Consider the following 26,254-nt stretch of genomic DNA (forward strand, 5'->3'; position numbering starts at 1 on the left):
ACGCCATGACTGCGACCATGACAGCGTCCCTGACCATTGGCTGCGCGCCCTGCTGCTGGGGCGTGGACAACGTGGACAACCCGCACCTGCCGCCCTGGCGCCAGGTGCTGGACGAGGCCTGCGAGGCGGGCTTTCGGGGCATGGAACTCGGCCCCTGCGGCTACATCCCGCTCGACGCGGCCCTGGTACGCACGGAATTCACGCAGCGGCGCCTGTGCATCACCGCCGGCACGATCTTCGACGATCTCGTCTCGCCGGCCCGGCTGCCGCAGCTGCTGCGCCAGACTCGCGAGATCTGCGGACTCATCAGCCAGCTTCCCAGGCCGGCCGCTGCAGCCGGGCAACGCTACCCGGCGCCCTATCTCGTGGTGATGGACTGGGGCCACCCCGAGCGCGACTTCGAGGCCGGCCACCCGGACCGCGCCCCGCGCCTGTCCGATGCACGCTGGGCCGCCATGGTCGATCACATCCGCCAGATAGCGCACCTTGCCTGGAGCGGCTTCGGCGTGCGCGCGGTGATCCATCCGCATGCGGGCGGCTACATCGAATTTGCCGACGAGATCGACCGCATCGCCGCCGACGTGCCGGCGCAGGCCGCCGGACTGTGCCTGGATACCGGCCACCTGCACTACAGCGGCATGGACCCGGCAAGCTGGCTGCGCCGGCATGCGGCACGGCTGGAATACGTGCATTTCAAGGACATAGACGCCCAGGTGTACGGGCAGGTGATGGGCGAGCGCATTGCGTTCTTCGACGCCTGCGCCCGGGGCGTGATGTGCCCCATCGGCCAAGGCGTGCTCGACTATCCGGCCATAGGCGCCACGCTACGGGAGATCGGCTATGCAGGCTGCATCACGGTGGAGCAGGAGCGCGACCCGCGCAATGCGGGTGCCAGCCTGCCCGACGTGGCCGCCAGCCGCGCCTTCCTGGCCCGCACAGGTTTTTGCTGAAGACGCTTTTGCTGAAGACGCAACACAAAGGTGGACACCATGATCGACGGAACCCTTCTGCCCGGCCGCCCGATTGCCTGGGGCATGGTCGGCGGCGGACACAACAGCCAGATCGGCCATGTGCACCGGTCGGCGGCGCTGCGCGACCACAATTTCCGGCTCGTGGCCGGGGCGTTCGACATCGATGCCGCGCGCGGGCGCCGGTTCGGCGAACAACTGGGCGTGGACGTGCAGCGCTGCTACGCCGACTACCGGGCGATGTTCGAGGCCGAGGCCGGCCGCCCGGACGGCATTCGCGCGGTATCCATCGCCACGCCCAACAACACCCATTTCGAGATCTGCAAGGCCGCCCTGCTCTCAGGCCTGCACGTGGTCTGCGAGAAACCGCTGTGCTTCACCACGGCCGAGGCCAAGGAGCTGCTGGAGCTGTCCCTTGCCAGGAACCGCATGGTCGGCGTGGCCTACGGCTATGCCGGCCACCCGCTCATCGCCCAGGCGCGCGAGATGATCGCGCGGGGCGAGCTGGGCGACATCCGCATCGTGCAGATGCAGTTCTCGCACGGCTTTCACAGCGAGGCGGTGGAGCAGTCCAGCCCCGCCGCGCGCTGGCGCATGGACCCGGCCTTTGCCGGCCCCAGCTATGTGCTGGGCGACATTGGCACGCATCCGCTGTACCTTTCCCAGGTGATGCTGCCGGGGCTGAAGATCGAGCGGCTGATGTGCAGCCGGCAGAGCTTCGTCAGCAGCCGCGCCCCGCTGGAGGACAACGCCTTCACCCTCATGCAGTACCAGGGCGGCGCCATGGGCTACCTGTGGGCCTGCGCGGTCAACAGCGGCTCCATGCATGGGCACAAGCTGCGCGTCATCGGCGCCAGGGCCAGCCTCGAATGGTGGGACGAACACCCCAACCAGCTGCGCCACGAAGTCCAGGGCCAGCCGGCGCAGGTGCTCGATCGCGGCATGGGCTATCTGCACCCCGCCGCGCTGCAGGAAGACCGCATCAGCGCAGGCCATGCGGAAGGCCTGTTCGAGGCATGGTCCAACCTCTACCACCGCTTCGCGCTGGCCATGGAGGCCACGGACAGGCGCGATCGCGAGGCGCTGCAAACCATCCTCCATCCGGACATCCACGCTGGCATCGAGGGCGTGCGCTGGGTGGAGAACTGCGTGCGCTCGGCCGATGCCGGCGGGATCTGGGTGGACTACTGCTAGGGAATGCCATGCCCCGCCTGGGCTGCCAGCGGCCCGGGACCCGGGGATCGCCATGGCATCATGGCCCATCCAGAAATCAGTCGATCCCTTGCCCCGGGATCGCCCACCGGCCCGCCTGCGATGAGCCCTTCCCCGCCGCCCCCCGCATCCGTGGACCGACTCCTGCAGCAGATTGCCCAGGAATACGATGGCCTGAGCCGGCAGCTCAAGGCCATTGCCCGCCACATCGAGGTCCACCGCGACCAGCTCGGCCTGCAAGGCATACAGTCCCTTGCCGCGCAATGTGGTGTGCAGCCCTCGGCCGTCGTACGGTTTGCCAAGCATTTCGGGCTCTCGGGTTTTTCCGAGATGCAGCGCCTGTTCCGCGAAGGCCTTGCCGAGCAGATCGCGCCGGGCCGCGCCTATGAACTGCGCGTGCGCGACATGGTCGAGGCCGGCCCCGCCGCCCTGGAGCCCGTGCAGATTGCCGACGAATTCCTCAAAGGCGGCATGGCCGGCATGCAGCAGCTGCGCCAGAACCTGGACGGTCAGGCATTCGACCGGGCGGTGGAGCTGCTGGCCGGCACGCAGGCGATCTGGATCGCCGGCTCGCGCCGCTCGTTTCCCGTGGCCGTGTATCTGGAATATGCGCTGCAACACACCGACAAGCGCATAGGCCTGTTCAGCGCGCTGGGCAGCATGCAGCAGGGGCAGATCCGGTCGGTGCGCAGCGGCGACGTGATGATCGCCATTTCCTTCATGCCCTATGCGGACGAAACCGTGCAGGTGGCGCAGTGGGCCAGGCAGCGCAGCGCCCACCTGATCGCCATGACCGACAGCCGCATGAGCCCCATTGCGCGCGAGGCCGAGGCGGCCCTGATCGTGCAGGACAGCGCCACCTTCGGCTTTCGCGCGCTGACGGCGGCCATGGGGCTGGCGCAAAGCCTTTTCGTGGCCCTGGCCTACCGGCTGGAGCTGTCGCTGCGCTCGTCCGCCGCGCCCGGCAGCTTGGCAGGCGAGTAGACAAAGCAAAGCGCCACCCTGGGGTGGCGCAGCGGTGAGGCAGGCAGGGGCCGTTGCCGGCCCTTGCCCTGGCCAGGGCGTTCTCAGGCCTTGGCCACGGCGGCCTCGGAAGGCAGGGCCTGCACGGGCTCTCCGTCCAGGGCGGCGTTGAGCTTGCTGTAGTCCAGCTCGTTTTCCCAGCGCGAGACCACCACGGTGGCCACGGCGTTGCCCATGAAGTTGGTCAGCGAGCGGCACTCGCTCATGAAGCGGTCCACGCCCAGGATCAGGGCCATGCCCGCCACCGGCACCTCGGGCACCACGGCCAGCGTGGCGGCCAGCGTGATGAAGCCCGCGCCGGTCACGCCGGCAGCGCCCTTGGAGCTGAGCATGGCCACCAGCAGCAGCGCGATCTCGTGGCCCAGGGTCAGGTGGGTGTTGGTGGCCTGGGCGATGAACAGCGCGGCCAGCGTCATGTAGATGTTGGTGCCGTCCAGGTTGAAGGAGTAGCCCGTGGGCACGACCAGGCCCACGACGGACTTGCCGCAGCCGGCGCGCTCCATCTTCTGCATCAGCGAAGGCAGGGCCGATTCCGAGGACGAGGTGCCCAGCACCAGCAGCAGCTCGGCCTTCAGGTAGCGTGCCAGCTTGAGCACCGAGAAGCCGCACAGCCGCGCCACGAAGCCCAGCACCACGACCACGAAGAGCAGCGAGGTGATGTAGAACGAGCCCACCAGCCAGGCCAGGTTGACCAGCGAACCCAGGCCGAACTTGCCGATGGTGAAGGCGATGGCGCCGAAGGCGCCCAGCGGCGCAGCCTTCATCAGGATGCCGACCAGCTTGAACACGGGGGCCGTCAGCGCCTCCAGGAAGTTGAGCACGGGCTTGCCGGCGTCGCCGACCATGGCCAGCGAGATGCCGAACAGCACGGCCACGAACAGCACCTGCAGGATGTTGTCGCCCACGAAGGGGCTGACCAGCGTCTTGGGGATGATGTCCATGGCAAAGCCGGTGAGCGTCAGCTCATGCGACTTGGCCACATAGCCCTTGACGGCGGCCTGGTCCAGGTCGGCCGGGTTGATGTTCATGCCCGCGCCGGGCTGCACCACGTGCGCCACCACCATGCCGACCACCAGGGCCAGCGTGGAGAAGAACAGGAAGTAGGCCATGGCCTTGAGGAACACGCGGCCCACGGTGCGCAGGTGCGTCATGCCCGCAATGCCGGTGACGATGGTCAGGAAGATCACCGGCGCGATGATCATCTTCACCAGCTTGATGAAGGCGTCGCCCAGCGGCTTGAACTGCTCGGCGTACTGGGGCTCGAAGTGGCCGAGCAGCACGCCCGCCACGATGGCGACCACCACCTGGAAATACAGCTGGCGGTAGAAGGGCAGCCGCTCGGGGCTGGCGGCGTGGGTGGGGACGGCATGCATGGTGCGGCTCCGGCAGGATTTCTGTGGGGTTGACGCACCACCGAGGTGCGGCAAGTTGCGGGAAGGTGCAGGTTGTACCGCTGGCATCCTCCGGCGCCGATAACCTATTGGTATTAGGCGCAGGCGCTCTCCCAGGGAGAATGGACGCAGAATCAGGGTAATCCCCAACCCCTTCCCGCCCCTGGAAGGCACCAAGCTGGCGCCCAATCGGGTCCAGACCACCATGCCCCAACCCGTTCGACGCCCTTCACGCCGTTCCTTCTGGACCCTGCTGCTGCTGTTCGGCGGCATGCTCGCCTGCATGCTGCTGGCCGGGGAGCTGGTCTACCACCGTGCCCTGCGCGGCGAGGCCGAAAGCGTGCAGCGCCAGCTCAGCCTCTACGCCCAGGCCCTGGGCCAGCGCATAGACCGCTACCGAACCCTGCCCGAGGTGCTGGCGCTGGATGCGCAGCTGCGCGCCGCCCTCACCCACCCGCTGTCCGCCGCCGAGGTCGATGCCCTCAACCGCAAGCTGGAGCAGGCCAACGGCGCCAGCCAGTCGTCCACGCTGACCCTGATCGACCGCCACGGCACGGCCCTGGCCGCCAGCAACTGGCGCGAGACGCGCAGCAACGTGGGCGTGGACTACAGCTTCAGGCCCTATGTGCAGCAGGCGCTGTCGCGCGGCAGCGGGCGCTTCTACGGCATCGGCCTGACCACGGGCCTGCCGGGCTACTTCCTGTCGCAGGCCATCCTGGACGAGCACAACGCCGTCGCGGGCCTGGTGGTGATCAAGATCGCGCTGCTGGAGCTGGAGCGCGAATGGCTGCAGACGCCCGACGTGGTCATGGCCTCGGACGAGCACGGCGTGGTCTTCCTGGCCAGCCAGTCCGACTGGCGCTACCGCCTGCTGTCACCCCTGAGCCCCGCCGACGAGGCGGACCTGGCCGCCACGCGCCAGTACATCGACCAGGAACTGCACCCCATGCGCTACCGGGTGCGCCAGGGCCTGGAGCAAGGCAGCCGCCTGGTGCAGATGCAGGAACCCGCCCTGCCCGGCACCACGCTGTGGCAGACCCTGCCCCTGTCCGGCAGCGACTGGCAGTTGCACCTGCTGCATGACACGCAGGCCAGCACCGTGGCCAGCCGCTGGGCGGCGGCGGCCGCTGCGGGCGGCTGGCTGGCCCTGGGCATGCTGGTGCTGTTCGTGCGCCAGCGCAGGCGGCTGGCCGCGCTGCGCCTGCGCAGCCGCCTGGAGCTGGAGACCGTGCTGCGCCAGCATGCCCAGGAGCTGCGCACGGCCCAGGACGGCATCGTCCAGGCCGCGCGCCAGGCCGACACGGGACTGAGCCGCAGCCTGGAGCACCTGCCCCAGGGCGTGGTGGTGATCGATGCCGACCTCAACCTGGTGGCCTGGAACTCGCGCTACGTGGAGCTGTTCCGCTTTCCCTCCGAACTGCTGCGCACGGGCCAGCCCATAGAGAACCTGTTTCGGTACAACGCCCGGCGCGGCCTGCTGGGGCCCGGCCCCATCGAAGAGGCCATCCACCGGCGGCTGCAGCATCTGCGCAGCGGCAGCCCGCACCTGCGCGAAAGCACCAAGGACGACGGCACGGTGCTGGAGATCCGCGGCAACCCGCTGCCCGACGGCGGCTTCGTCACCAGCTATGCCGACATCACCAGCTACAAGAACGCCGCGCGCGAGCTGCGCTCGCTGGCCGATGCGCTGGAGCAGCGCATTGCCGAGCGCACGCGCGACCTGGCCGAGGCCAAGCGCGAGGCCGAGCAGGCCAACCGCTACAAGACCCGTTTCGTGGCCGCTGCGGTGCACGACCTGCTGCAGCCTCTGAACGCCGCGCGCATGTTCAGCTCCCTGCTGCGCAGCCATCTGCATGACGAGGCGGGCCGCCACGTGGCCGACAGCATCGACGGCGCCCTGGCCGCGCAGGACGCCATCCTGGGCAGCCTGCTGGACATCTCGCGCATGGAATCGGGCCAGCTGGAGGTGCGCGTGCGCGACTTCGCGCTGGGCCCGCTGCTGCAGGTCATGCGCCACAACTTCGGCATCCTGGCCGAAAGCCGGGGCCTGCGCCTGAGCGCGGTGGACACGCGCTGCGTGGTGCGCAGCGACGAGGCCCTGCTGCGCCGCATCCTGCAGAACTTCCTGTCCAACGCCATACGCTACACGCGCCAGGGCCGCATCGTCATCGGCTGCCGGCGCCAGGGCCAGCAGTTGCGCATCGAGGTGCACGACCAGGGGCCGGGCATTCCCGAGAGCCTGCAGCACGAGATCTTCGAGGAATTCCGCCGCCTGGACGAGGGCCATGGCGACGACCGTGGCGCCGGGCTGGGCCTGGCCATCGTCGAGCGCCTGGGCCGGCTGCTGGGCCATGAGATCGGCCTGCGCTCGCAACTGGGCCGGGGCAGCGTGTTCTGGGTCTGCGTGCCGCTGGGCGACCCGGGCGCCGTGCCGCAGATCGCCGCAAGCGCGCAGACCGGCGACCCGGACCAGGATGCACCGCTGCAGGGCATGAACGCCTGGTATGTGGAGGACGATCCCCAGTCCTGCACCGCCATGCGCGCCCTGCTGCAGCGCTGGGGCTGCAGCGTGCCGCTGGCCGGCGGCCCGGCCGAGGCGCTGGCGCTGGCCGCGCCCGGCGAGGCGCCGCAACTGGTGCTGCTCGATGTGCGCCTGGGCCAGTTGCACGGCCCCGATGTCTACGCGCAGCTGTGCCAGCGCTGGGGCCAGTCGCCGCCCGTGATCCTGGTCACGGCCGAGCGCGACGGCATGCTGCGCCGCCAGGCGGCCGAGCGCGGCTGGGGCTTTCTGGCCAAGCCCGTGCGCCCGCCCGCGCTGCGTGCGCTCATGAGCCAGATGCTGCTGCGCCACCGGTAGGGGCACGGCACGCCGCGGCATGGAGTTCAGGCCGTGCCGTCGTTCTCCAGGCTCTTGACCAGCACGGCAGCCTGCGTGCGGCTGTAGCACTCCAGCTTCTTGAGAATGGCCGTCACATGCACCTTGACGGTGTTCTCGGCCAGCCCCAGTTCATGGGCGATCTGTTTGTTGAGCAGGCCGTCGGCCAGGCACAGCAGCACGCGGAACTGCTGGGGCGTGAGCTGGGCCAGCCGCGCGGCCAGCGCGGCGTCGGCCTCGGAGCGCTCGGCGGCCATGGGCGGGAACCAGCTGCCGCCGTCCAGCACTTCCTGCAGGGCCGTGCCTATGGCCTCGGCCGGCGCCGATTTCGGAATGAAGCCCGCGGCACCGAACTGCTGGGCACGGCGGATCACGCGCGGATGGTCGTTGGATGAGATCACCACCACCGGAATGTCGGGGTACTCGCCGCGCACATGCAGCAGCGCGGAGAAGCCGCGCGCGCCCGGCATGGCCAGGTCCAGCAGCACCAGTTCGATCTCGGGGTGCTGCTGCAGCGCCGCCCCCAGGGTCGCAGCGCTTGCGGCCTCCAGCACGGCGAACTGCGGCAGGGCCTCGCGCAGCACATGGATCACCGCAGCGCGGAACAGCGGGTGGTCATCGGCAACGAGCAGGGTGGATTCGGACATGGGCGCGAGTCTGACACGTCTGCAAACACATGCCCGGCTCATGGACCCCCGTGGAGGCCGGTGGCCGGGTTGCAGGCTGGCACGCCGTTTGCAATCAGTTGCAGCCACAGGCCTGGCAACAGGCGGAAATCTTCCTCCAACCGACGAACAAGGAGCCCTGAATTGACCTTTGAGCCCTCTTGCAAGGACCTGCTGCACAGGCCTGGTGCCCCGGCCCCAACCCAGTGCACGGCAGCGTTCAAGCCGCGAGAGTGCAAAACACAAATTAAGTTTCGTCATAACTGTGTCAAAGACACCACTTTCTGGCCGGTGCAATGGCTGGGATGCGTTGTAATACGCGGCTTAGCCAGTCTGGACTGCCTCGCGCGCGCACCGCAAAGGCACGCCGACACCGGCCGGACCCTGATGCGAAAACGCCACTGTCCCAGGTTTGCCACATAGCCCGCCCAGGGCGTTTGCCTCATCGTCTGCCCCGGTCACAGCACTGGCCAACCGTTTCCACTATCCAACAATGAAAGACTCCTCAACATGAAACGTTCCTTCATCGCACTGGCCGCTGCACTGGCCTGCGCCGGCGCAGCACACGCCCAAAGCTCGGTCCAGCTGACGGGCCTGGTGGACGCCTATGCCGGCTCCATGCGCATGGCTGGCGACGCCAGCGGCAAGGGCGTCGTGGGTTCGGGCGGCATGACCACCTCCTGGTGGGGCATGAAGGGCCAGGAAGACCTGGGCGGCGGCCTGAAGGTCGATTTCCAGCTGACGGCCTTCATGCGCGTGGACACCGGCAGCCCCGGCCGCTTCGACGGCGACCCGTACTTCTCGCGCGATGCCAACGTCGGCCTGTCCGGCGGCTTCGGCACGGTGCGCCTGGGCCGCGGCATGGCACCCAACTTCCTGCCCACCATCCTGACCAACCCCTTCGGCGACTCCTTCACCATCTCCCCGCTGGTGCTGCACGCCAACGTGGGCACGGCAGCCTGGGGCTCGGCCAACCTGACCACGCCGTCGGACACCGGCTGGAGCAACCAGATCGTCTACAGCACGCCCAAGTTCGGCGGCCTGCAGGCCAACGTCCACTACCAGTTCGGTGAAAAGGGCGGCGACTCCGGCAAGAAGAACATCGGCGTGAACGCCATGTACTTCGGCGGCCCCCTGAGCCTGGTGGCCTTCTACGAGCGCGCCCAGATCAGCAACCCCGTGAGCCTGGCCGTCATGCCCACCAAGACCGACTGGATGCTGGGCGGCACCTACAACTTCGAAGTGGCCAAGCTGTACGCGACCTATGGCCAGGCCAAGGTCAAGGACCTGGACCGCAAGAACAGCACCTACTCGCTGGGCCTGGACGTGCCCGTGAGCAGCGCCGGCACCATCAAGGCAGCCCTGGCCCGCACCAAGGCCGAGATCGGCGCCGTGGACTCCACGCGCACCACGGCCAGCCTGGGCTACGACCACTACCTGTCCAAGCGCACCGATGTGTACACCGTGCTGATGCACGACCGCATCACGGACCTGAAGTCGGGCACCAGCCTGATCGCGGGTATCCGCCACCGTTTCTAAGGCGACGCCTGGCCTGCCAGCACGGGCCGGGGACTTACGTCCCGAACTTTCAGCGAGGCCCTGCCTCGCTTTTTTTTCGGCCTTCTGAAGATCGATAGGGAATTTCTCCCACCGCTTTTTTCACGAACGTCAAGAGAGAAAGCGATTGTCCGACAGCCACGCTGCGCAATCCGGTGTGCAATGGAGTCCAGGCCCAGCCCCATGCTCTGCCTGCGCTGCCAGACAGGAGGTGCACCATGCGCAGACCCAGCCCCTTCGGACGTCATCCCTTCATTGCCTTCACCGCCACGGTATTGCTTGCCGTCGCCGCCAGCGTTGCCACCTTGTGGCTGGACAGCGCCGCCCCGGCCGCAGACACCTTGCTGCAAAAAGACCCGGGCGCCCTGCTGTCGTCGATGTAGGCCCTGCAAGCGCCTGCAAATGCCTGCTCAGCGCCATCCCTTTCGGACTGGCGCTGTTTTCATTTGCCGGCCGATGCGCCGGTTGATGTACCTGCCGATGCGCCCCCACCGCTGGCCGTCTTCTCCAGCAGCGCCAGCCTGCGCCTGACGGCCTGGGCCTTGTCCACCTCGCCCGCCTGATCATGGGCCCTGGCCTGCAGCAGCAGCCAGGCCATCACCGCCCGGCGCCAGCCCTGGGCCGAGGCGGTCTCGGCACCCAGCTCCAGCAACTGCGGCTGTGCCGCCCCCGCCCGCAAGGCCGCGCCGGCCGCCACCAGCCGGGGCAGCGGTTCCTTGATGGCGCCCACGGCAGCCAGCGCCGAGGCAGGCGCACCCAGCAGCGCCTGCGCCACGGGGCGCTGTAGTTCCGGCAATAGCGCAATGTCTTCGGGCCGGGGCCTGCCTTGCAAATAGCGCGCATAGGCGGCCTCCGCCGGCGCCGCGTCAAGCGCCAGCGCCTGGTAGCCGGGGCAGTCGTCCCATTCGAGACTGGCCACCTGGGCCGCGCAGCGCATCAGCTCCAGACGCGCGGCCAGGTCGGTGCGGCCCGTGGCGGCCACCTCGGCGCGGGCCTTGTCCCATTCCAGGGCCTGCACGCGCTGGCGGCCTTCCAGGTAGGCGGTGGATGCGCGTTGCGAAGCCGATTCGGCATTCAGCGCCCAGTCCGGCGCGGGCGGGCGGCTGCTGCAGCCGGCCAGCACCAGGGTCAGCACGGCGCCGGCGGCGGCATGGCGCGCCAGGAGGGTTGCGGCAGAAAGTTTCTTGGCGGCAGCACTCATGGCAGCTTCAACTCCGGTTGATGGGCAAACGGCCACTTGCGCTGCAGGTCGGCCAGCACGCCTTCGAGGCGGCGCAGGTTGCCCTCCACCTCGGCGCGCAGTGCGCCCAGGTCGGCCGTGGCCTCGCGCGCATTGGAGCCCACGGCCTGGGCCTCGGCCAGCACGGCGTCCACCTTGCCCAGCGTGCGGCGCGTGTCGGCCAGCAGGCCGTTGAGCTGCACCACGGTGGAACGCACCTCGGGCATGACGCCGCCGGCGTCGAACACCTGGCTGTCGGCCCGCGCCACCATGCGCTCCATGCGGGCCAGCGTGGCATTGGCGCGGTCCAGCAGGGCCGTGACCTTGCGCGCCTCCTGCTCGCTGCCCATGACCACGCCCAGCACGCCGCCCGGCCCCTGGGCCCGGCCGGCCAGGCCGCGCAGCTCTGTCAGCGACCCGCCCAGGGCCGAATCCGGCGCGGTGAGTTGGGCGATGTTGCCCAGCACTTCCTTGGCCGTGGACATGATCTGCGGCAGCTCGGCCGTGGCATCGCCGCGCAGCACGGGGCGCACGGCCTCGTCGGGCAGCGGCGGATCGCTGAGGATGCCGCTGTAGGCCTTGATGGTGGTGCCGCCCACCAGCCCCTTGACCAGGGTGAAGACGCTGGACTCGCGCAGCCAGTGCGCGTCCTTGCGCGGCACGTCGATGAGGATGCGCACATTGCCGTCCTCGGCCAGCTCGATGCGGCGCACGCGCCCGATCGGAAAGCCCGAGAAGGTCATGTCCATGCCCACGCTCACGCCCTCGGAGTCGTCGGCCGTGAGCACCAGGCGCTGCGTGGCGTCGAACACGCCGCGCGAGTACAGCAGGTACAGGGCCGATCCAAGAATCAGCACCAGCGTGAACAGCAGCAGGCCCGCCGCCTTGGCGCGCAGGTGCGCCACGGGCTTGAGGGCCTCGATTTCCTCGCCGTCCCAGGGGTCTGGCGGCGTGCGCCGCGTATCGGTCATGGCATTCCTTGTTCTGGCACGGGCCTTGCCGTGCATGTGGGGTTCGTGGAGTTCAGCGGGCGTGCTCAGTAATAGTTGCCCATGAGCGAGATCACCTCGATCACCAGCAGCACGGCAAACATGCGCGCAAAGCCGCCCAGCGCCGCGCCGCCGAGCCGGTGGCGCCGCAGCGGCGCATACAGGCCCGAGGCCATGGGCATGATGGCCACGGTGAGGCTGAAGAACCAGGTCTTGAGCACGAAGACCAGGGTCACGGCCGGCGTGAAGATCTGGCCGAAGATGCGCGTGTAGCCGGGCAGGCCCGCCAGCGTGAAGCCATAGACACTCAGGTAGACGGTGACCAGGGCCACCACGCAGCTGAGCACGGCCAGCGTGACCGAGGCAAACACGCCACCGGCGGCGCGCGGCACCAGGGCCATGCGCAGCGGATCGGAGCCGCGCTCCTGCCAGGCCTGGAGCTGGCCCCGCGCGCGCAGCTGCGCAATCAGCGTGCCATTGGGAATGGTGCAGCGCATGGCCACGAACAGCGCGGCCGTCAGCGGGATCAGCTCGATCACCAGCACGCGCACCACCATCTCCAGCGCATAGCGCGACAGCCCATAGCTCAGCGCCGTGACGATGACGATGCGCGTGATCACCGCGCACAACAGCGCCGCAAGCGCCGTGAAGCCCAGGAGGATGGGCCCGGTCTGCACATAGATCTGGTGCGCCATGGCACGCCGCGCGCCGCGCCGGTAGCTGGAGGGGGACATGGCCAGCACCAGCAGCACGGCGCCCAGGTAGACGCTGCGCCACCAGGCCAGCGCATGGTCGCGCAGCGCCGCCCAGATGCGGTCGGGAAGGGACAGGGCTGCGTGGCTGAGGCTCATCGGTCGATGATAGCGAGCCGTACCGGGACGGTCCGTCGGACGCCGGCGCAAGACAGGCAGCCGCGGACGGCGCTACACATGGCGCTTGGCGCCGGAGCTGCCCAGGGCAGGCGCCAGCGGCTCGTCAGCCTGGGCATGCAGGGCCTCGATCAGATGGCAGTAGCTGTCCGACCCGTCGCACTGGCTGCGCAGCTGCATCAGCTCATGCTCCAGCGCGCGCAGCTCGGCCAGGCGCTCGCGCACATGGCCCAGGTGGGCGTCCAAGGTTTCGTTGGCGGCCACGCAGTCGGCCTTGCTGGCGCCGTCCAGCGCCAGCAGGGTGCGGACCTCGTCCAGCGACATGTCCATGGCGCGGCACAGGCGGATGAAGCGCAGCCGGTGCACATCGCTGTCGCTGTACAGCCGGTACTGGTTGTCCTCGCGCACGCCCGCGCTCAGCAGCCTTTCCTTCTCGTAGTAGCGGATGTTGGCGGCGGCCACGCCGGAACGCTTGGCCGCCTCGCCGATGCGCCAGCGCGCAGATTCATGCTGTGACATGCTTGACCTTGAAGTGACTTCACCGTTTCCAATGCTCGCATGAACTCCAATCGCCTGCCAAGCCCTCAGGGCAACGAGGCCCTGAAAGCCTTCCCAGCCCTTTCCAAGCCCGCCTCGACTTCGCCGTCTTCCGCCTGCGGCACCGATTGCTGCGCGCCCTTCACCATCACCCAGCCCACGCCGGCCCGCAAGAAGGCCCATGGCCACTCGCATGCGCATGGCGAGGGCCACGATCACGCCCACGCCCGTGACCACGACCATGACCACGGTCACGACGAGAGCGATCCCCATGCCGGCCACGACCACAGCGTGCTGCCCGGCTGGCCGCGCATCACGGCCGCGCTGATTGCAGCCGTGCTGGCCGAAGCCGCCCACTGGCTCAGCGGTTCCCAGGGCGGCGTGCCGGCCCTGCAATACGGCGGCATGGCCGTGGCCGTGCTGGCCATTGCCCTGTCGGGCCTGGGCGTCTACAAGGCCGGCATCCGCGACGTGCTGCGCCTGAAGCTGGGCATCCACGCGCTGATGGCCATTGCCGTCACGGGTGCCTTCGCCATCGGCCAGTGGCCCGAGGCCGCCATGGTCATGGCCCTGTACGCCGCGGCAGAGCGCATCGAGGACCAGGCCATGGACCGCGCGCGCAATGCCATCCGCAGCCTGCTGCAGATGGCGCCCGAGACGGCCGACGTGCTCCAGCCCGACGGCAGCGTTCAGCGCGTGGCGGCCGCCGACGTGGCGCTGGACGCCAGCGTGCGCGTGGCCCCCGGCGCGCGCGTGCCGCTGGACGGCGTGGTCCTGCGCGGCGAAAGCTCGGTCAACCAGGCGCCCATCACCGGAGAAAGCGCTCTGGCCGACAAGGCCCCGGGCGACGAGCTCTACGCCGGCAGCATCAACCAGGATGGCGAGCTGCAGATGCGCGTCACCTCGGCGGCCAATGACAGCCTGATTGCGCGCATCGTCCATGCCGTGGAGCAGGCCCAGGCCTCCAAGGCACCCACCCAGCGCTTTGTCGATCGCTTTGCCGCCGTCTACACGCCCATCGTGCTGGTGCTGGCCATTGCGCTGGCGGTGCTGGCGCCGCTGGTCATGGACTGGAGCTGGCATGACGCGGCCTACCAGGCCCTGGCCCTGCTGGTCATCTCCTGCCCCTGCGCCCTGGTGCTGTCCACCCCCGTCACCGTGGTCAGCGCGCTCACGGCGGCTGCACGCCGCGGCCTGCTGATCAAGGGCGGCCAGGCGCTGGAATCGGCGCGCAAGCTGCGCGCCATTGCCCTGGACAAGACCGGCACGCTGACCACGGGCAGCCCGAAGCTGGTCGAATGGAAGTCCTGGAGCGAAGAGAATGCAGCCCGGGACGCCGCCCCTGGCCCCGCCCTGCCCGCCGCGCGCGCCCTGGCCCTGGCCGGCCGCTCGGACCACCCGGTCTCGCGCGCCATTACTTCCGGCCTCCAGGCCGACGCCGCCGTGGCCGCCGATGCCGCGCGGGCCTCGGTCAGCAAGCTGCTGGCCCTGCCCGGCCGTGGCGTGCAGGCCGAGATCGACGGCCAGCTCTGGACCCTGGCCAACCTGCGCTGGGTGCAGGAGCAAGGCTGGGACAGCGCCGCGCTGCGTGCCAGCCTGGCGATGCACGAAGCCCAGGGCCGCACCGTGACCCTGCTGGCCGACAGCAGCGGCGTGCGGGCCCTGTTCGCCGTGGCCGACCCGTTGCGGCCCCAGGCCCGCGAGGCCGTGGCGCGCCTGCAGGCCCTGGGCGTGCAGCCCGTGGTGCTCAGCGGCGACAACACGGCCACCGTGCGCTCCATCGCTGCCGAAGCCGGCATCCAGGACGCGCGCGGCGGCCTGCTGCCGCAGGACAAGCTCGACGCACTGGCCGAGCTGCAATGCACACGAGGCCCCACCGCCATGACGGGCGACGGCATCAACGACGCGCCGGCCCTGGCCCAGGCCGACATCGGCTTTGCCATGGGCGGCATGCACAGCACGGGCATGGCCATGGAAACCGCCGACGTGGTGCTGATGAACGACGACCTGCGCCGCCTGCCCGAGGTGGTGGAACTGTCGCGCAGCGCCCACGCCGTGCTCTGGCAGAACATCGCCCTGTCGTTGGGCGTCAAGCTGGTGTTCTTCGCGCTGGCCCTGGCCGGCAACGCCAGCATGTGGCTGGCTGTGCTCGCCGACATGGGCGTGAGCCTGCTGGTGGTCGGCAACGGCCTGCGGCTGCGCCGCTGGGGCAGCGACCGGGAGACGGCATGACCGACGCCCAGCGCCGCGCCGCCTTCACCCACCTGCTGCACAGCTTCCGTTCAAGCCAGGACCAGGCGCCCGCACAGCGCTGGCTGCTGCTGGAGGCCAGCCATGTGCTGGGCCAGCAGCTGCTGGGCCTGCACTGGCGATCCCACTGCTGGATGCTGCGCCACGCGCTGCAGCTGCGCGACGGCAGGGAGGTCGCCGGCCAGCTGCTGCGCCTGGCCCTGGTGCCCGCAGGCCATCTGCTGGACCGGCTGCCGCGCGGCAATACCGGCCGCACCACGGTGCCGGCCACCCTGCCCATGGACATGCCACCCGCCATATCGGCGCTGATCGCCGAAGCACTGCGCACCACGCGCCGCCCGCCCGGGCAGAGGGCCCGCACCTGAGGAACTTCGCGGCACCGTCCGGTATCATCCATGCCTATGCGTCGCCCCTTGTCCATTGTCCTGGTCTTGCTGCTGGTCCTGCGTGGCCTGCTGGGCGATGCCATGGCCATGGGGGCGGCTCCGGTGATGGGCGCCCCGGCTCCGGCCGTCGCATTGGCGTCGGACTCCGCACTCCACCACCATGCGCCGGAGATCGCGCAGTCGCCGGACAGCCATGAACGGCATCCGGCACACGCGACGGAGCAGCCCTCTCACCCCTCGCACACGTCGCACGCCGAGCACAGTGCAGACTGCTCCCCCCAGGCCGGCAGCCCTGCGGGCGGCGGCTGCGGCGAGCATGAACACGGCCCCAGCTGCACCCTGTGCGGCATCTGCCATTCGGCCCTTTTCACCCCTGGCCAGATCGGTTCGGACGGCGCTGCGCCGTCCGCCGCACTGCGCCCCCAAGGCAGCACGCGCTTTGCCAGCGCGGCCAAGCTGCAGGCCATCAAGCCACCCATTTCCTGAAGCCTGACGCCCGAATTGCGTCCGCGCCCACCCTGCCGCCCGCCCATGGGCAGCCCGTTCTCGGGCATGGCAGGGCGCTTGGCTGCGGATGCGTCACCCGTTACGCCTTCAGGAGATCACCATGCGCCGAGCGCATTTTCTCGCCCCCCTCATCCCCCTCATCCATTTCGGGCTGGCGGCCCTTGCCGCATCCAGCCCTGCTGCCTGGGCCCAAGCCCATGACGGCAGCCTCCCCCCGGCCTCTTCCTCCGCTGGCCTGACAGGCGCCATCGATCCGGCTGCGGCCAGCCTGCCGCTGCGCCATGCCGCGCTGCCGGCCAGTGGCGCCGTGGAAACCGAGCTGACCGACTGGCGCCAGGCCAATGCGGCCGTGGCCGAGTTTCCCAACGGCCATATGGACATCCTGCGCTGGGAAGCCGCCCAGGGTGGCCGATCCACGCCTGCGCCATCCCCGCACGGCTCTCACATGCAGCACGGAGGCCGGCCATGAAGCGCACCCTCTTCCCCCCCACCCGGCTGGTCGGCGCCATGGCTGCCGTGCTGGTCCTCGCCGGCTGCGCCAGCATCTCGCCTGACGGCCTGCGCGGCGCGGTCCAGTCCCATACCGCCAGCCGCCTGCCGGACGGCGCCCAGCTGCCGCCAACCGATCTGCAGGCCCGCGACGCGGCGCAGCATCGCATCGACGAGTGGCTGCGCCAGCCGCTGGACATGGACCAGTCCGTGCGCATCGCACTGCTCAACAACCCCGGCCTGCAGGCGCGCCTGGCACAACTGGGCGTGCAGGATGCAGACCGCGTGCAGGCCCTGACACTGCCCAACCCCACGCTGACCCTGAGCCGCATGGTCAACAGCGACGAGCGCGAGATCGAGCGCCAGCTGAGCTTCGGCCTGGTCAGCCTGATCACCCTGCCCTGGCGCAGCCGCTGGCAGGGCATGCAAATGGAACAGGCCACCCTGACCGCCGCGCAGGACGTGCTGCGGCTGGCCGCCGACACGCGCCGCGCCTGGCTGCGCGCCGTGGCCGCACGCCAGCAGCTGGCGGCCAGCGAGCGCATGCACGAGGCGGCCGAGGCCGGGGCCGAGCTGGCGCGGCGCATGGCCCGCGTGGGCAACTTCAGCCGGCTGCAGCAGGCGCGCGAGCTCAGCATCCAGCAGGACACCGCAGCGCAGCTGGCGCGTGCGCGCCTGGCCGCCACGGCCGAGCATGAGCAACTGGCCCGCCTGATGGGCCTGTGGGGACGGCGCATCGATTTCAAGCTGCCCGACCAGTTGCCCGCCATCCCGCAGGCCGCCACGCAGTTGCGCGCCGGGGACGATGCCGAGGCCACCGCGCTGCGCGAGCGCCTGGACCTGCGCGCCCTGCGCCGCGACCTGGACCATCTGGGCGAGCGCCGGGGCTGGGCGAGCGCCGGCGCCATCTTCGGCGACATCGGCCTGGGCTACAGCCGCAACACCGCCACGGACCGGGCCACCGGCCACAGTGATGTGACACGTGGCTGGGAGATCGACCTGCCCTTGCCGCTGTTCGACTGGGGCGGCGCTGCCAGCGGCCGCGCGCGCGCCGAGCTGCAGCGCAGCGCGGCCCAGCTGCAGCAAGGCGCCATCCAGGCGCGCGCCGAGGCGCGCAGCAGCTGGATGCGCTACCGCACGGCCTGGGACCTGGCCCACCAGCAGCAGGCCGAGGTGCTGCCGCTGCGCCGCTTCATCCAGGACGAAACCATGCTTCGCTACAACGGCATGTTCGTCAGCGTCTGGCAATTGCTGGCCGAGGCCCGCAGCAGCGCCCAGGCCGTGGCCACCGCCACCGATGCGCAGCGCGACTTCTGGCTGGCAGAGACCGACCTGCAGCTGGCACTGACCGGCACGTCGCCGGGAGCCATCCAGGCTGCCGCCAGCGCTGCCACGCCCACCCCCACCAACGAAGCGAGCCACTGACATGAACCGCCGCAATTTCTTCACCGGCGCCGCCGTGGCCGCCGTCTCCAGTGCCGCCGTCAGCCGTGTGGCCCTGGCCGCCCTGCCCGAGGCAGCGACCCAGTCCTCGGCCGAAACCGCCGCGCCACTGGCCCCGCCCAACGGCCGCCCCTACCGCCCCGTGGTCACGCTCAACGGCTGGACCACCCCCTGGCGCATGAACGCAGGCGTCAAGGAATTCCACCTGGTGGCCGAGCCCGTGGTGCGCGAGGTGGCGCCGGGCTTCTTCGTCAACATGTGGGGCTACAACGGCCAGAGCCCCGGCCCCACCATCGAGGTGGTGGAAGGCGACCAGGTCCGCATCTTCGTGACCAACCGCCTGCCCGAGCACACCACCGTGCACTGGCACGGCCAGCGCCTGCCCAACGGCATGGACGGCGTGGGCGGCCTGACCCAGCCGCACATCCCGCCCGGCAAGACCTTCGTCTACGAGTTCACGGCGCGCCGTCCCGGCACCTTCATGTACCACCCGCATGCCGACGAGATGGTGCAGATGGCCATGGGCATGATGGGCCTGTGGATCACGCATCCGAAGGCGGCCCATCCGCAGATCGCCGAGGTCCAGCGCGACTACGCCTTCCTGCTGTCGGCCTACGACGTGGAGCCCGGCTCCATGACGCCGCGCGTGGCCGAGATGACGGACTTCAACATCTGGACCTTCAACAGCCGGGTGTTCCCCGCCATCAGCCCCGTCGTCGCCCGGCGCGGCGACCGCGTGCGCCTGCGCGTGGGCAACCTGACCATGACCAACCACCCCATCCACGTGCATGGCCACGAGTTCGAGGTCACGGGCACCGACGGCGGCCCCGTGCCCCGGTCCGCACGCTGGCCCGAGGTGACCACGGACGTGGCCGTGGGCCAGATGCGGCAGGTGGAGTTCATCGCCGACGAGCTGGGCGACTGGGCCCTGCACTGCCACAAGAGCCACCACACCATGGGCGCCATGGGGCATGACACGCCGACCATGATCGGCGTGGACCACCGGGGCCTGGTCGGCAAGATCCAGAAGATCGTGCCCGACTACATGGTCATGGGCGACCGCGGCATGGGCGACATGGCCTCCATGGAAATGCCCCTGCCCGACAACACCTTCCCGATGATGACCGGCACGGGCCCCTTCGGCCCCCTCGAGATGGGCGGCATGTTCACCACCCTCAAGGTGCGCGAGCAGCTGGGCGCCAACGACTACGGCGACCCGGGCTGGTTCAACCACCCCAAGGGCCGCGTGGCCTATGAATGGAAGGGGCCGGCGGCCGAGGCCTCCGCGCCGCGCCAGACCACGCCCGGCCAGTCCCCCGGCGCACCCAGCGTGCGCAAGCCCGGTGCGGGCCATGAGCACCACTGATGCCATCCAAGGAGTCCCTCATGAACACCTTTGACCTCCTCCTCGCCACGGCACTGCTCGCCGGCCCCGCCGCCGTCTTCGCCCATGGCAGCGAAACCCACGATGACGCTCCCAAGGCCGCCGCGGTCAAGGAGCAAAAGCCCTGGGGCATTGCCGGCGATGCCTCGGCCGCCCGGCGCACCATCACCCTGGACATGAGCGACAACATGCGCTTCACGCCAGAGCGCATCAGCGTCAGGCGCGGCGAGACGGTGCGCCTGCGCGTGGCCAACAAGGGCCAGGTGATGCACGAGATCGTGCTGGGCACGCCGGCCTCGCTGGACGAGCACGCGCAGATGATGCTCAAGTTCCCCACCATGGAGCACGGCGAGCCCTACATGGCCCATGTCTCGCCCGGCCAATCCGGCGACCTGGTCTGGAATTTCAACCGCGAAGGCAGCTTCGACTTTGCCTGCCTCATCCCCGGCCACTACCAGGCCGGCATGCGCGGAACCATCACGGTGACGCAATGAGCGCGCCACTTCTTCCCCCCCTTCAGGAGCACCCCATGAAACATGAACGCATGGCATCCGCCCACCCGCGCCGCAGTGCGCTGCGCCGCATGGCCCTGGCCTGCACGGCATTCGCCGCCCCTTCGCTGTGGGCGGCTGCACCCACGGCCCGCATCCCGGTCGAGGTCTGGAAGGACCCCAACTGCGGCTGCTGCCAGGACTGGGTGGTGCACATGGAGCGCAACGGCTTTGCCGTCACCGTGCACGACACCGGCAACAGCGCCGTGCGCGCCAGGCTGGGCATTCCGGCGCGCCTGGGCTCCTGCCACACGGCCCTGGTCGAAGGCTATGCGCTCGAAGGCCATGTGCCTGCGGCCGACGTGCACAAGCTGCTCAAGCAAAAGCCCAAGGCGCTGGGCATTGCCGTGCCCGGCATGCCCGTGGGCAGCCCCGGCATGGACGGCCCCGAGTACGGCGGCCGCAAGGACCCCTACGAGGTGCTGCTCATCACCAAGAACCTCATGAACAGCGACGTTTCCACCCGCACCTTCACCAGCTACCGCTGACCCCCGGAGCACACCATGCACAACACAGCCCTCCTTGTTTCCCGTACGTCCCGTACCGCCCTTGCCGTGCGCCTGGCACTTGCCGCCGCGCTGATCCCGGCCTGGGCCTGTGCCCAGGCCACGGCCCACGACCATGCGGCGCATGGCGCGCAATCTGCCGAAACCGCACCCGCCGCCGCCAGCCAGGACCTCAGCGAAGGCGAGGTCACGCGCTGGGATGCACGCACCAGCAAGGTCACGCTGCGCCACGGCGAACTCAAGAACCTGGGCATGCCGCCCATGACCATGGTCTTCCAGCTGCGCGTGGCAGCACCCGAGCCCGCCCTCAAGGCTGGCGACAAGGTGCGCTTTCGCGCCGAGCAGGACCAGGGCGCCTTCGTGGTCACGCAGCTGGAAGTGCTGCGCTGAAGACCGGGTGCAGGGCTGCCGTTTCGGCTAAGGTGAAGGCCTGTCCATCACAGAGCAGAGCAGCGCATGCCAAGCACCGACTCAGACCCCGGCTCCATCACCCGCGTACAGGGCATCGAGGTAGGCCACCACACCAATGCCCGCCGGCCCACGGGCTGCACCGTCGTGCTGGCGCGCGGCGGTGCCGTGGGGGGCTGCGATGTGCGTGGCGCCGCCCCCGGCACGCGCGAGACCGACCTGCTGCATCCCTCCAACCTGGTGCAGCAGGTGCATGCCGTCATGCTGTCGGGCGGCAGCGCCTGGGGTCTGGACGCGGCCAGCGGCGCCATGCGCTGGCTCGATGAGCAGGGCATAGGGCTGGATGTGGGCGTGGGCCGCGTGCCCATCGTGCCGGCCGCCGTGCTGTTCGACCTGGCGGTGGGCGACAGCCGCATCCGCCCAGGGGCCGATGCCGGCCATGCGGCCTGCCAAGCCGCCAGCGCCGCGCGGCCTGCCGAGGGCAATGTGGGCGCCGGCATGGGCGCCTGCGTGGGCAAGGTCTTCGGCATGGATCGCGCCATGAAGGGCGGCATCGGCACGGCCTCGCTCACCGTGCACGGCGTCACCGTGGGCGCGCTGATCGCCTGCAATGCCGTGGGCGATGTGGTCGATCCCCACAGCGGCGTGCTGCTGGCCGGCGCGCGCAGCCCCGATGGCCGCCAGCTGCACGACACCTGCCGTGCCTTGCTGCGCGGCGAAGAGCCCCGGCCGCTGCTGGCAGGCACCAACACCACCATCGGCGTGGTTGCCACCGATGCACGCATCACCAAGGCCCAGGCCCAGCGCCTGGCCGTGGTGGCCCATGACGGCCTGGCACGCGCCATACGACCCGTGCACACCATGAGCGATGGCGACACGCTGTTCGCCCTGGGCACGGGCCTGGCCGAGCACTCGCTGGGCATGCTGACCCTGTCCGCCATGGCCGCCGAGGCCGTGGCCCTGGCCACGGTGCGCGCCGTGCTGGCCGCGCAGTCGCTGACCACGGCCGAAGGGCTGGAGCTGCCCTGTGCCAGGGAGCTGGCCGCCTGCCGGCCCTGACCGGGTTCAGGCCTGCAGTGCCACCGCCCAGGCGTCGTAGCCGTAGACGCCATCGGCATTGCCACCGGCGCGCAGCCAGTTGTTGCCGCGCGAGCCGATCTGGATCTCGCTGGTGCGCTGCATGCGCATGGCCTGGTAGCGCGCCAGGGCAGCGGGCACCTGCTGCGATCCCTGGGCAGCGTCCAGGTTGCGCGCCAGCACCACAGCATCCTCGATGGCCATGCCCGCACCCTGGGCCATGAAGGGCATCATCGGGTGGCAGGCATCGCCCAGCAGCGTGATGCGGTCCTGCGACCAGGCCGGCAGGGGATCGCGCTCGTACAGCGCGGTCTTGAGCACCGTGTCGCAGGCGTCGAGCAGCGCCCGCGCGTCGGGATGGAAATCGGCATAGAAGCCGCGCAACTCCTCGACGCTGCCCGGCGTGGTCCAGGATTCCTCATGCCACGATTCCTGGGCCGTGGTGGCAAAGATGAAGGTATCGCGCCCCTGGTTCAGCGGAAAGGTCACGATCTGGCTTTGCGGCGTGGCGCCCCACCATTTGGTGAAGGCCTGGATGTCGGGCACATGGCGCACGCGCTCGGTGGGCACCACCGCGCGGAAGGCCACCACGCCCGTGAAGCGCGGGCTCTCGGCGCCGAACAGGGCCGCGCGCACCACGGAGTGGATGCCGTCCGCGCCAATGAGTGCGTCCAGCCCGGCCACTTCGCTGCCATCGGTGAAGGCGATGTCCACGCCTTGCCCCGTCTGCGTGATCTGGCTGGCGCGCTTGCCCAACTGCACCTGGTCCAGCGGAAAGGCATCGGCCAGGGCCGCCAGCAGGTCCGCGCGGTGGATGGTGAGCTGGGGTGCGCCGTATTTGCGCTCGGCCTCGTCACCCATGGTCAGGCGCGAGGTTTCCTCGCCCGTGTCCCAGTTGCGGCTGATGCGGTGTGTGGGCCGTGCGGCGCTGGCGCGCACGGCGGCGGCGATGTCGGCGCCCAGGCCATCGAGGGCGCGCACGGCATTGGGCGTGAGGTTGATGTCCGCGCCCACGCGCAGGAACTGCCGGCTTTGCTCGAACACCAATACTTCATGCCCTGCCTGGTGCAGCGCATTGGCTGCCGCCAATCCGCCAATGCCTGCTCCGACGATGCCTATCCTCAAACGCGCCATGGTTCCTGTCTCCTGCTGGTGGGGTCTATTCGGTGGTGATGCGCCCCATGATCCGGGGCGCATCGATGCAGGACATTGTCTTTTTGACGCGCCTCAAGCCTCAACCTCCGCAACGCCCGAATTGGGCACGATTCGTCCCCATCGGCGCCGGCGCATGTCCGGCAGGCGCCTCAGTCCACGCGCCGCAGCTGCCCTTGCGCCAGCAGCTTGTCGCGCATGCGGCGCGTCATGGACTGGGTGCTGCCATCGGTGGCCGTGAACAGGAACAGCGTCTGCTGCGGGCTGACCCAGGTCAGCTGGGTGCGGATGCTCTGCCGGGCATTGGACAGCTCCACCCAGGTGCCCAGCGCCCAGTCCTCGGAGACCACGGGCGCCACGGGTGCCACAGGTTCAGGTGCAGGTGCCACGGATGTCGCATGCGGCGTCACCTGGGGCCCGGCAGGCTCGCCAGGCATCCTGGTCGGCGACGCCGCAACGGCCGGGGGGGCAGGCAGCTCGTCCTGCAGCGCCTCGGGCAGCTCCAGGTCCTGCTCGGTCAGGGTGGCCATCTCGTGCGCCATATCGCTCGCCATGGGCTGAGGCACATCCAGCGGCACCGGCATGGAGGCCGCCACGCCGAACAACGACTGTGGCAGGCGCGCTGCCGAGGAGCCGGGCCTTGCCTGGACGGGCCTGGCCTGGCCGGGCCCGGCAGCATCGAACTGGGAAGGCAGGGACGCCAGCACCGAGTCCGACCCATAGACGGTGGGCGGCACGGAGTCCAGATAAATATCCACGCTCTCTATGGGCTGGCGGACCACACCCGCATCCAGCGCATCCTGGTGCAGGCCGGCCAGGCGCGCGGCAAAGGCCTGGATCTCCTCCTCCGTGCGCCCCACGCTGCGCAGGCCGGCGCGCAGCCGGGCCTGCAGGCGCGGCGCCAGCGCCACCAGCCGGTCGGTATCGCGGCCGGCGTGTGTGGACACGCTCCACAGCAGGCTGGGCACCAGGGCGAGGTAGCCGCCGGGGTCGCGGGCCTCGCTGCCGTCCACAGGCTCCTGGACGCTGGCAATCACCTGGGCCCACGGCCCCGTGGCGAATTCCAGGATGTCATCGGGTACGCCTTGGGCACTGGGCAGGCGCCGGATGGCGGCTGCGATCTGCTCGGCCCGGGGCATGGCGGTTTCCGGCCAGCGCGGGTCCGCACGCCGCCCTTCCACGCTCCGGAGCGCGGCCGAGACGGGGCCGGTCACCGTGCCATCTTCAGGCGCTTCGCTCGGGCCCACGGGCTGCATGCCGCTGCCGCCCCAACCGTCACGCAGCTGCTGCAGCACCGTGGCAAAGGCCGATGCATCGGCGCGCTGCAGGGCCGCCAGCCGCATGGCAGCGGAATCGGCCACCTGCAGGAACTGGCCATAGCCCGGTGCGGATTCACTGTCGAACCACAGGCTGCGCGCCGTCAGCTCGTCGAGCAGCTGGCGCGCAGGGTGATTGCGGTCCTCGAAAAAGCGCGTGTCCTGGACCACCAGCTGCTGCAGCAGCGGCTCCAGCCGGCCCACCGTGCGCTGCACGGAAGGCAGCAGGCGCGTGTCGGCGGCCATGAAACGCATCATGCGCTGCAGCGTATGCAGCGCCGCGCCGTCGTCGGCGCGCGCGCCCGGGGGAGGCTCCTGCGGCTCCTGCGGCTGCAGGGCCTGCATCAGCTGCTCCAGCTGGGCCGAGTGGTGCTGCACGGACTCCAGCGCCATGCAGCTCAGCGAGGTCCAGCCTTCGGGCAGCGCCGCCAGCACGGTGGGTGCCGTCTCGCTGCCCTGCCAGGCGGTGGTCTGCAGCCGGCTTGCGCCGTCCATGGCCGGCGCAAACTGCCCGGGCACGGAATAGGCGGATGGTTGGGCCAGCGCCAGCATGGAAGAAGGCGCCGCAGCGGGCGCCTCGCGGTGTGAATCCATCCAGCGGGGGTCGGACAGCAAGGCGGCCACCAGGCGCCGCGTCAGCTCATCTTCCTGCGCCTGCTGGCCGAAGGCGCCGTAGGCGCGGCTCTGTGCCACGGCATCGCCATAGTGTGAAGGCGCACGCCAGCGGTTCGGCCCCGGCATGTCGGTCTGGCGCCGGCCCGGCTCGGGCGGCGGTGCCACGCCATAGGCGGCAGGCTGCACGCCCTGGTCGCGCAGGGACTGGGCCACATGGCCGTACTCGGATACCAGCAATGCGCCCAGATGCTCGCGCATGAAGCCCAGCCAGCAGGCGGCGCATTCGGGCTCGACCCCGGTGTCGTCGATCACGCGCTGCAGCGCCTGCACATAGTTGTGGGGCCTGAGCGGGTTGCGTTCGGGCTGGACACGGTCCAGGCCCTGGATGGCGCTGACCAGGGCATCGAGCTCAGCCAGTGCGATCTCCACCTGCGGCGCCACATGCTGCAGCAGGCGCTGGTGGGCCAGCTGCGACTGCAGCACGGAGTCATCCAGCAGGGAGAGGGAGGCGAAATCGGTAGTGCCGGGCACACCGGACGCACCGGAGATGCCCGGCACCGGCGGCCAGGCGGCAGCGCCTCCGGATTGGCCAAAGCATTCCAGCAGCGCCAGCCCATAGCCCTTGAGCATGGTGGCCCGGTGGCGGGCCAGCAATTCCAGCGCCTCGGGGATTTCAGCGCGGCGCGGCAGGCCGGAGCCAGGCAGCTCGGCCTGCTCCATGGCATGAGCCGTGCGCTGCAGCAGCCGCAGGATCAGCGCCTCCGAGCCGCGGACAGCCTGCACCAGGCAGGCCTGCAACGCGGCAACAGAAACGGGTGGAGGATTCATGGCCCGAAGAATACAGGCTCCAGCCCGTGCCGGAGGC

24 protein-coding genes are annotated in these 26,254 nt (G+C 69.9%); 16 read left to right on the plus strand and 8 right to left on the minus strand.

Features of this window, described 5'->3' with window-relative positions; translation table 11 throughout:
• Window positions 1–17: 17 nt before the first annotated feature.
• The 3 genes from U6958_RS21765 (at window position 18) to U6958_RS21775 (ending at window position 3,164) form a co-directional block, all read left to right on the plus strand.
• A complete protein-coding gene (locus tag U6958_RS21765) occupies window positions 18–950 on the plus strand; it encodes a TIM barrel protein (RefSeq protein WP_143044660.1) in 933 nt (310 codons plus the stop codon).
• Window positions 951–989: 39 nt separating this feature from the next.
• Window positions 990–2,162, plus strand: a complete 1,173-nt coding sequence (locus U6958_RS21770) for a Gfo/Idh/MocA family protein (protein ID WP_017404563.1) — start codon at window positions 990–992, stop codon at window positions 2,160–2,162.
• A 120-nt stretch (window positions 2,163–2,282) separates the two neighbouring features.
• Window positions 2,283–3,164, plus strand: a complete 882-nt coding sequence (locus tag U6958_RS21775; RefSeq protein ID WP_016452430.1) for a MurR/RpiR family transcriptional regulator — start codon at window positions 2,283–2,285, stop codon at window positions 3,162–3,164.
• 83 nt (window positions 3,165–3,247) lie between these two features.
• Here the strand turns inward: U6958_RS21775 and U6958_RS21780 are convergent, their stop codons facing one another.
• On the minus strand, window positions 3,248–4,576 hold the full coding sequence (locus tag U6958_RS21780) for a dicarboxylate/amino acid:cation symporter (RefSeq protein WP_043791482.1): 1,329 nt from the start codon (window positions 4,574–4,576) through the stop codon (window positions 3,248–3,250).
• Window positions 4,577–4,799: 223 nt separating this feature from the next.
• Between U6958_RS21780 and U6958_RS21785 the strand changes: the two genes are divergently transcribed.
• Complete coding sequence (locus U6958_RS21785; protein ID WP_074923395.1) at window positions 4,800–7,451, plus strand: PAS-domain containing protein; 2,652 nt, start codon at window positions 4,800–4,802, stop codon at window positions 7,449–7,451.
• 26 nt (window positions 7,452–7,477) lie between these two features.
• Here U6958_RS21785 and U6958_RS21790 read toward each other — a convergent pair whose 3' ends face one another.
• Window positions 7,478–8,116, minus strand: coding sequence for a response regulator transcription factor (locus tag U6958_RS21790; RefSeq protein ID WP_016449908.1), 639 nt, complete (start codon window positions 8,114–8,116; stop codon window positions 7,478–7,480).
• A gap of 528 nt (window positions 8,117–8,644) precedes the next feature.
• Between U6958_RS21790 and U6958_RS21795 the strand changes: the two genes are divergently transcribed.
• Together U6958_RS21795 and U6958_RS21800 are read left to right on the plus strand one after the other, a co-directional pair.
• Window positions 8,645–9,673, plus strand: coding sequence for a porin (locus tag U6958_RS21795; RefSeq protein WP_016449909.1), 1,029 nt, complete (start codon window positions 8,645–8,647; stop codon window positions 9,671–9,673).
• Between the two features lie 236 nt (window positions 9,674–9,909).
• Window positions 9,910–10,074: a hypothetical protein gene (locus U6958_RS21800; RefSeq protein ID WP_016449910.1), complete on the plus strand. Its 165-nt coding sequence runs from the start codon at window positions 9,910–9,912 to the stop codon at window positions 10,072–10,074.
• 59 nt (window positions 10,075–10,133) lie between these two features.
• Here U6958_RS21800 and U6958_RS21805 read toward each other — a convergent pair whose 3' ends face one another.
• From U6958_RS21805 to U6958_RS21820, 4 genes are all read right to left on the minus strand, one after another.
• Window positions 10,134–10,892, minus strand: a complete 759-nt coding sequence (locus tag U6958_RS21805) for a hypothetical protein (protein WP_074923396.1) — start codon at window positions 10,890–10,892, stop codon at window positions 10,134–10,136.
• Window positions 10,889–11,881, minus strand: coding sequence for an MlaD family protein (locus U6958_RS21810; protein WP_013803088.1), 993 nt, complete (start codon window positions 11,879–11,881; stop codon window positions 10,889–10,891). Before U6958_RS21810 ends, U6958_RS21805 begins: the two co-directional genes overlap by 4 nt.
• 65 nt (window positions 11,882–11,946) lie before the next feature.
• Entirely contained in the window at window positions 11,947–12,750 is an 804-nt protein-coding gene (locus U6958_RS21815; RefSeq protein ID WP_012204765.1) for an ABC transporter permease, read from the minus strand.
• Window positions 12,751–12,822: 72 nt separating this feature from the next.
• Window positions 12,823–13,287 carry a Cd(II)/Pb(II)-responsive transcriptional regulator gene (locus U6958_RS21820; RefSeq protein ID WP_013803089.1) on the minus strand — a complete coding sequence of 155 codons (465 nt, stop codon included), beginning with the start codon at window positions 13,285–13,287 and terminating at the stop codon, window positions 12,823–12,825.
• A 39-nt stretch (window positions 13,288–13,326) separates the two neighbouring features.
• Here U6958_RS21820 and U6958_RS21825 point away from each other — a divergent pair, with 39 nt between their 5' ends.
• The 10 genes from U6958_RS21825 (at window position 13,327) to U6958_RS21870 (ending at window position 22,288) form a co-directional block, all read left to right on the plus strand.
• Window positions 13,327–15,537, plus strand: a complete 2,211-nt coding sequence (locus U6958_RS21825) for a cation-translocating P-type ATPase (protein WP_074923397.1) — start codon at window positions 13,327–13,329, stop codon at window positions 15,535–15,537.
• On the plus strand, window positions 15,534–15,920 hold the full coding sequence (locus U6958_RS21830) for a DUF3703 domain-containing protein (protein WP_016449914.1): 387 nt from the start codon (window positions 15,534–15,536) through the stop codon (window positions 15,918–15,920). The genes U6958_RS21825 and U6958_RS21830 overlap by 4 nt, the downstream gene beginning before the upstream one ends.
• Window positions 15,921–15,968: 48 nt before the next feature.
• A complete protein-coding gene (locus U6958_RS21835) occupies window positions 15,969–16,427 on the plus strand; it encodes a hypothetical protein (protein WP_244160543.1) in 459 nt (152 codons plus the stop codon).
• 121 nt (window positions 16,428–16,548) lie between these two features.
• Window positions 16,549–16,917, plus strand: a complete 369-nt coding sequence (locus tag U6958_RS21840) for a hypothetical protein (RefSeq protein ID WP_074923398.1) — start codon at window positions 16,549–16,551, stop codon at window positions 16,915–16,917.
• Window positions 16,914–18,362 carry a TolC family protein gene (locus U6958_RS21845; protein ID WP_074923399.1) on the plus strand — a complete coding sequence of 483 codons (1,449 nt, stop codon included), beginning with the start codon at window positions 16,914–16,916 and terminating at the stop codon, window positions 18,360–18,362. Before U6958_RS21840 ends, U6958_RS21845 begins: the two co-directional genes overlap by 4 nt.
• Before the next feature lies 1 nt (window position 18,363).
• Window positions 18,364–19,746, plus strand: a complete 1,383-nt coding sequence (locus U6958_RS21850; protein WP_074923400.1) for a multicopper oxidase family protein — start codon at window positions 18,364–18,366, stop codon at window positions 19,744–19,746.
• A 20-nt stretch (window positions 19,747–19,766) separates the two neighbouring features.
• A complete protein-coding gene (locus U6958_RS21855; RefSeq protein WP_074923401.1) occupies window positions 19,767–20,258 on the plus strand; it encodes a plastocyanin/azurin family copper-binding protein in 492 nt (163 codons plus the stop codon).
• 35 nt (window positions 20,259–20,293) lie between these two features.
• Window positions 20,294–20,803, plus strand: a complete 510-nt coding sequence (locus U6958_RS21860; RefSeq protein WP_016449919.1) for a DUF411 domain-containing protein — start codon at window positions 20,294–20,296, stop codon at window positions 20,801–20,803.
• A 15-nt stretch (window positions 20,804–20,818) separates the two neighbouring features.
• Window positions 20,819–21,211, plus strand: a complete 393-nt coding sequence (locus U6958_RS21865) for a copper-binding protein (RefSeq protein WP_016449920.1) — start codon at window positions 20,819–20,821, stop codon at window positions 21,209–21,211.
• 66 nt (window positions 21,212–21,277) lie between these two features.
• Window positions 21,278–22,288, plus strand: coding sequence for a P1 family peptidase (locus tag U6958_RS21870; RefSeq protein WP_074923402.1), 1,011 nt, complete (start codon window positions 21,278–21,280; stop codon window positions 22,286–22,288).
• Between the two features lie 6 nt (window positions 22,289–22,294).
• Here the strand turns inward: U6958_RS21870 and U6958_RS21875 are convergent, their stop codons facing one another.
• A complete protein-coding gene (locus U6958_RS21875) occupies window positions 22,295–23,440 on the minus strand; it encodes an FAD-dependent monooxygenase (RefSeq protein ID WP_026062174.1) in 1,146 nt (381 codons plus the stop codon).
• A 170-nt stretch (window positions 23,441–23,610) separates the two neighbouring features.
• Window positions 23,611–26,217, minus strand: a complete 2,607-nt coding sequence (locus U6958_RS21880; RefSeq protein WP_074923403.1) for a DUF1631 family protein — start codon at window positions 26,215–26,217, stop codon at window positions 23,611–23,613.
• Window positions 26,218–26,254 lie beyond the last annotated feature (37 nt).

Source organism: Delftia lacustris (genome assembly GCF_040267515.1).
In the GTDB taxonomy this organism is placed as follows: Bacteria; Pseudomonadota; Gammaproteobacteria; order Burkholderiales; family Burkholderiaceae_C; genus Comamonas; species Comamonas tsuruhatensis.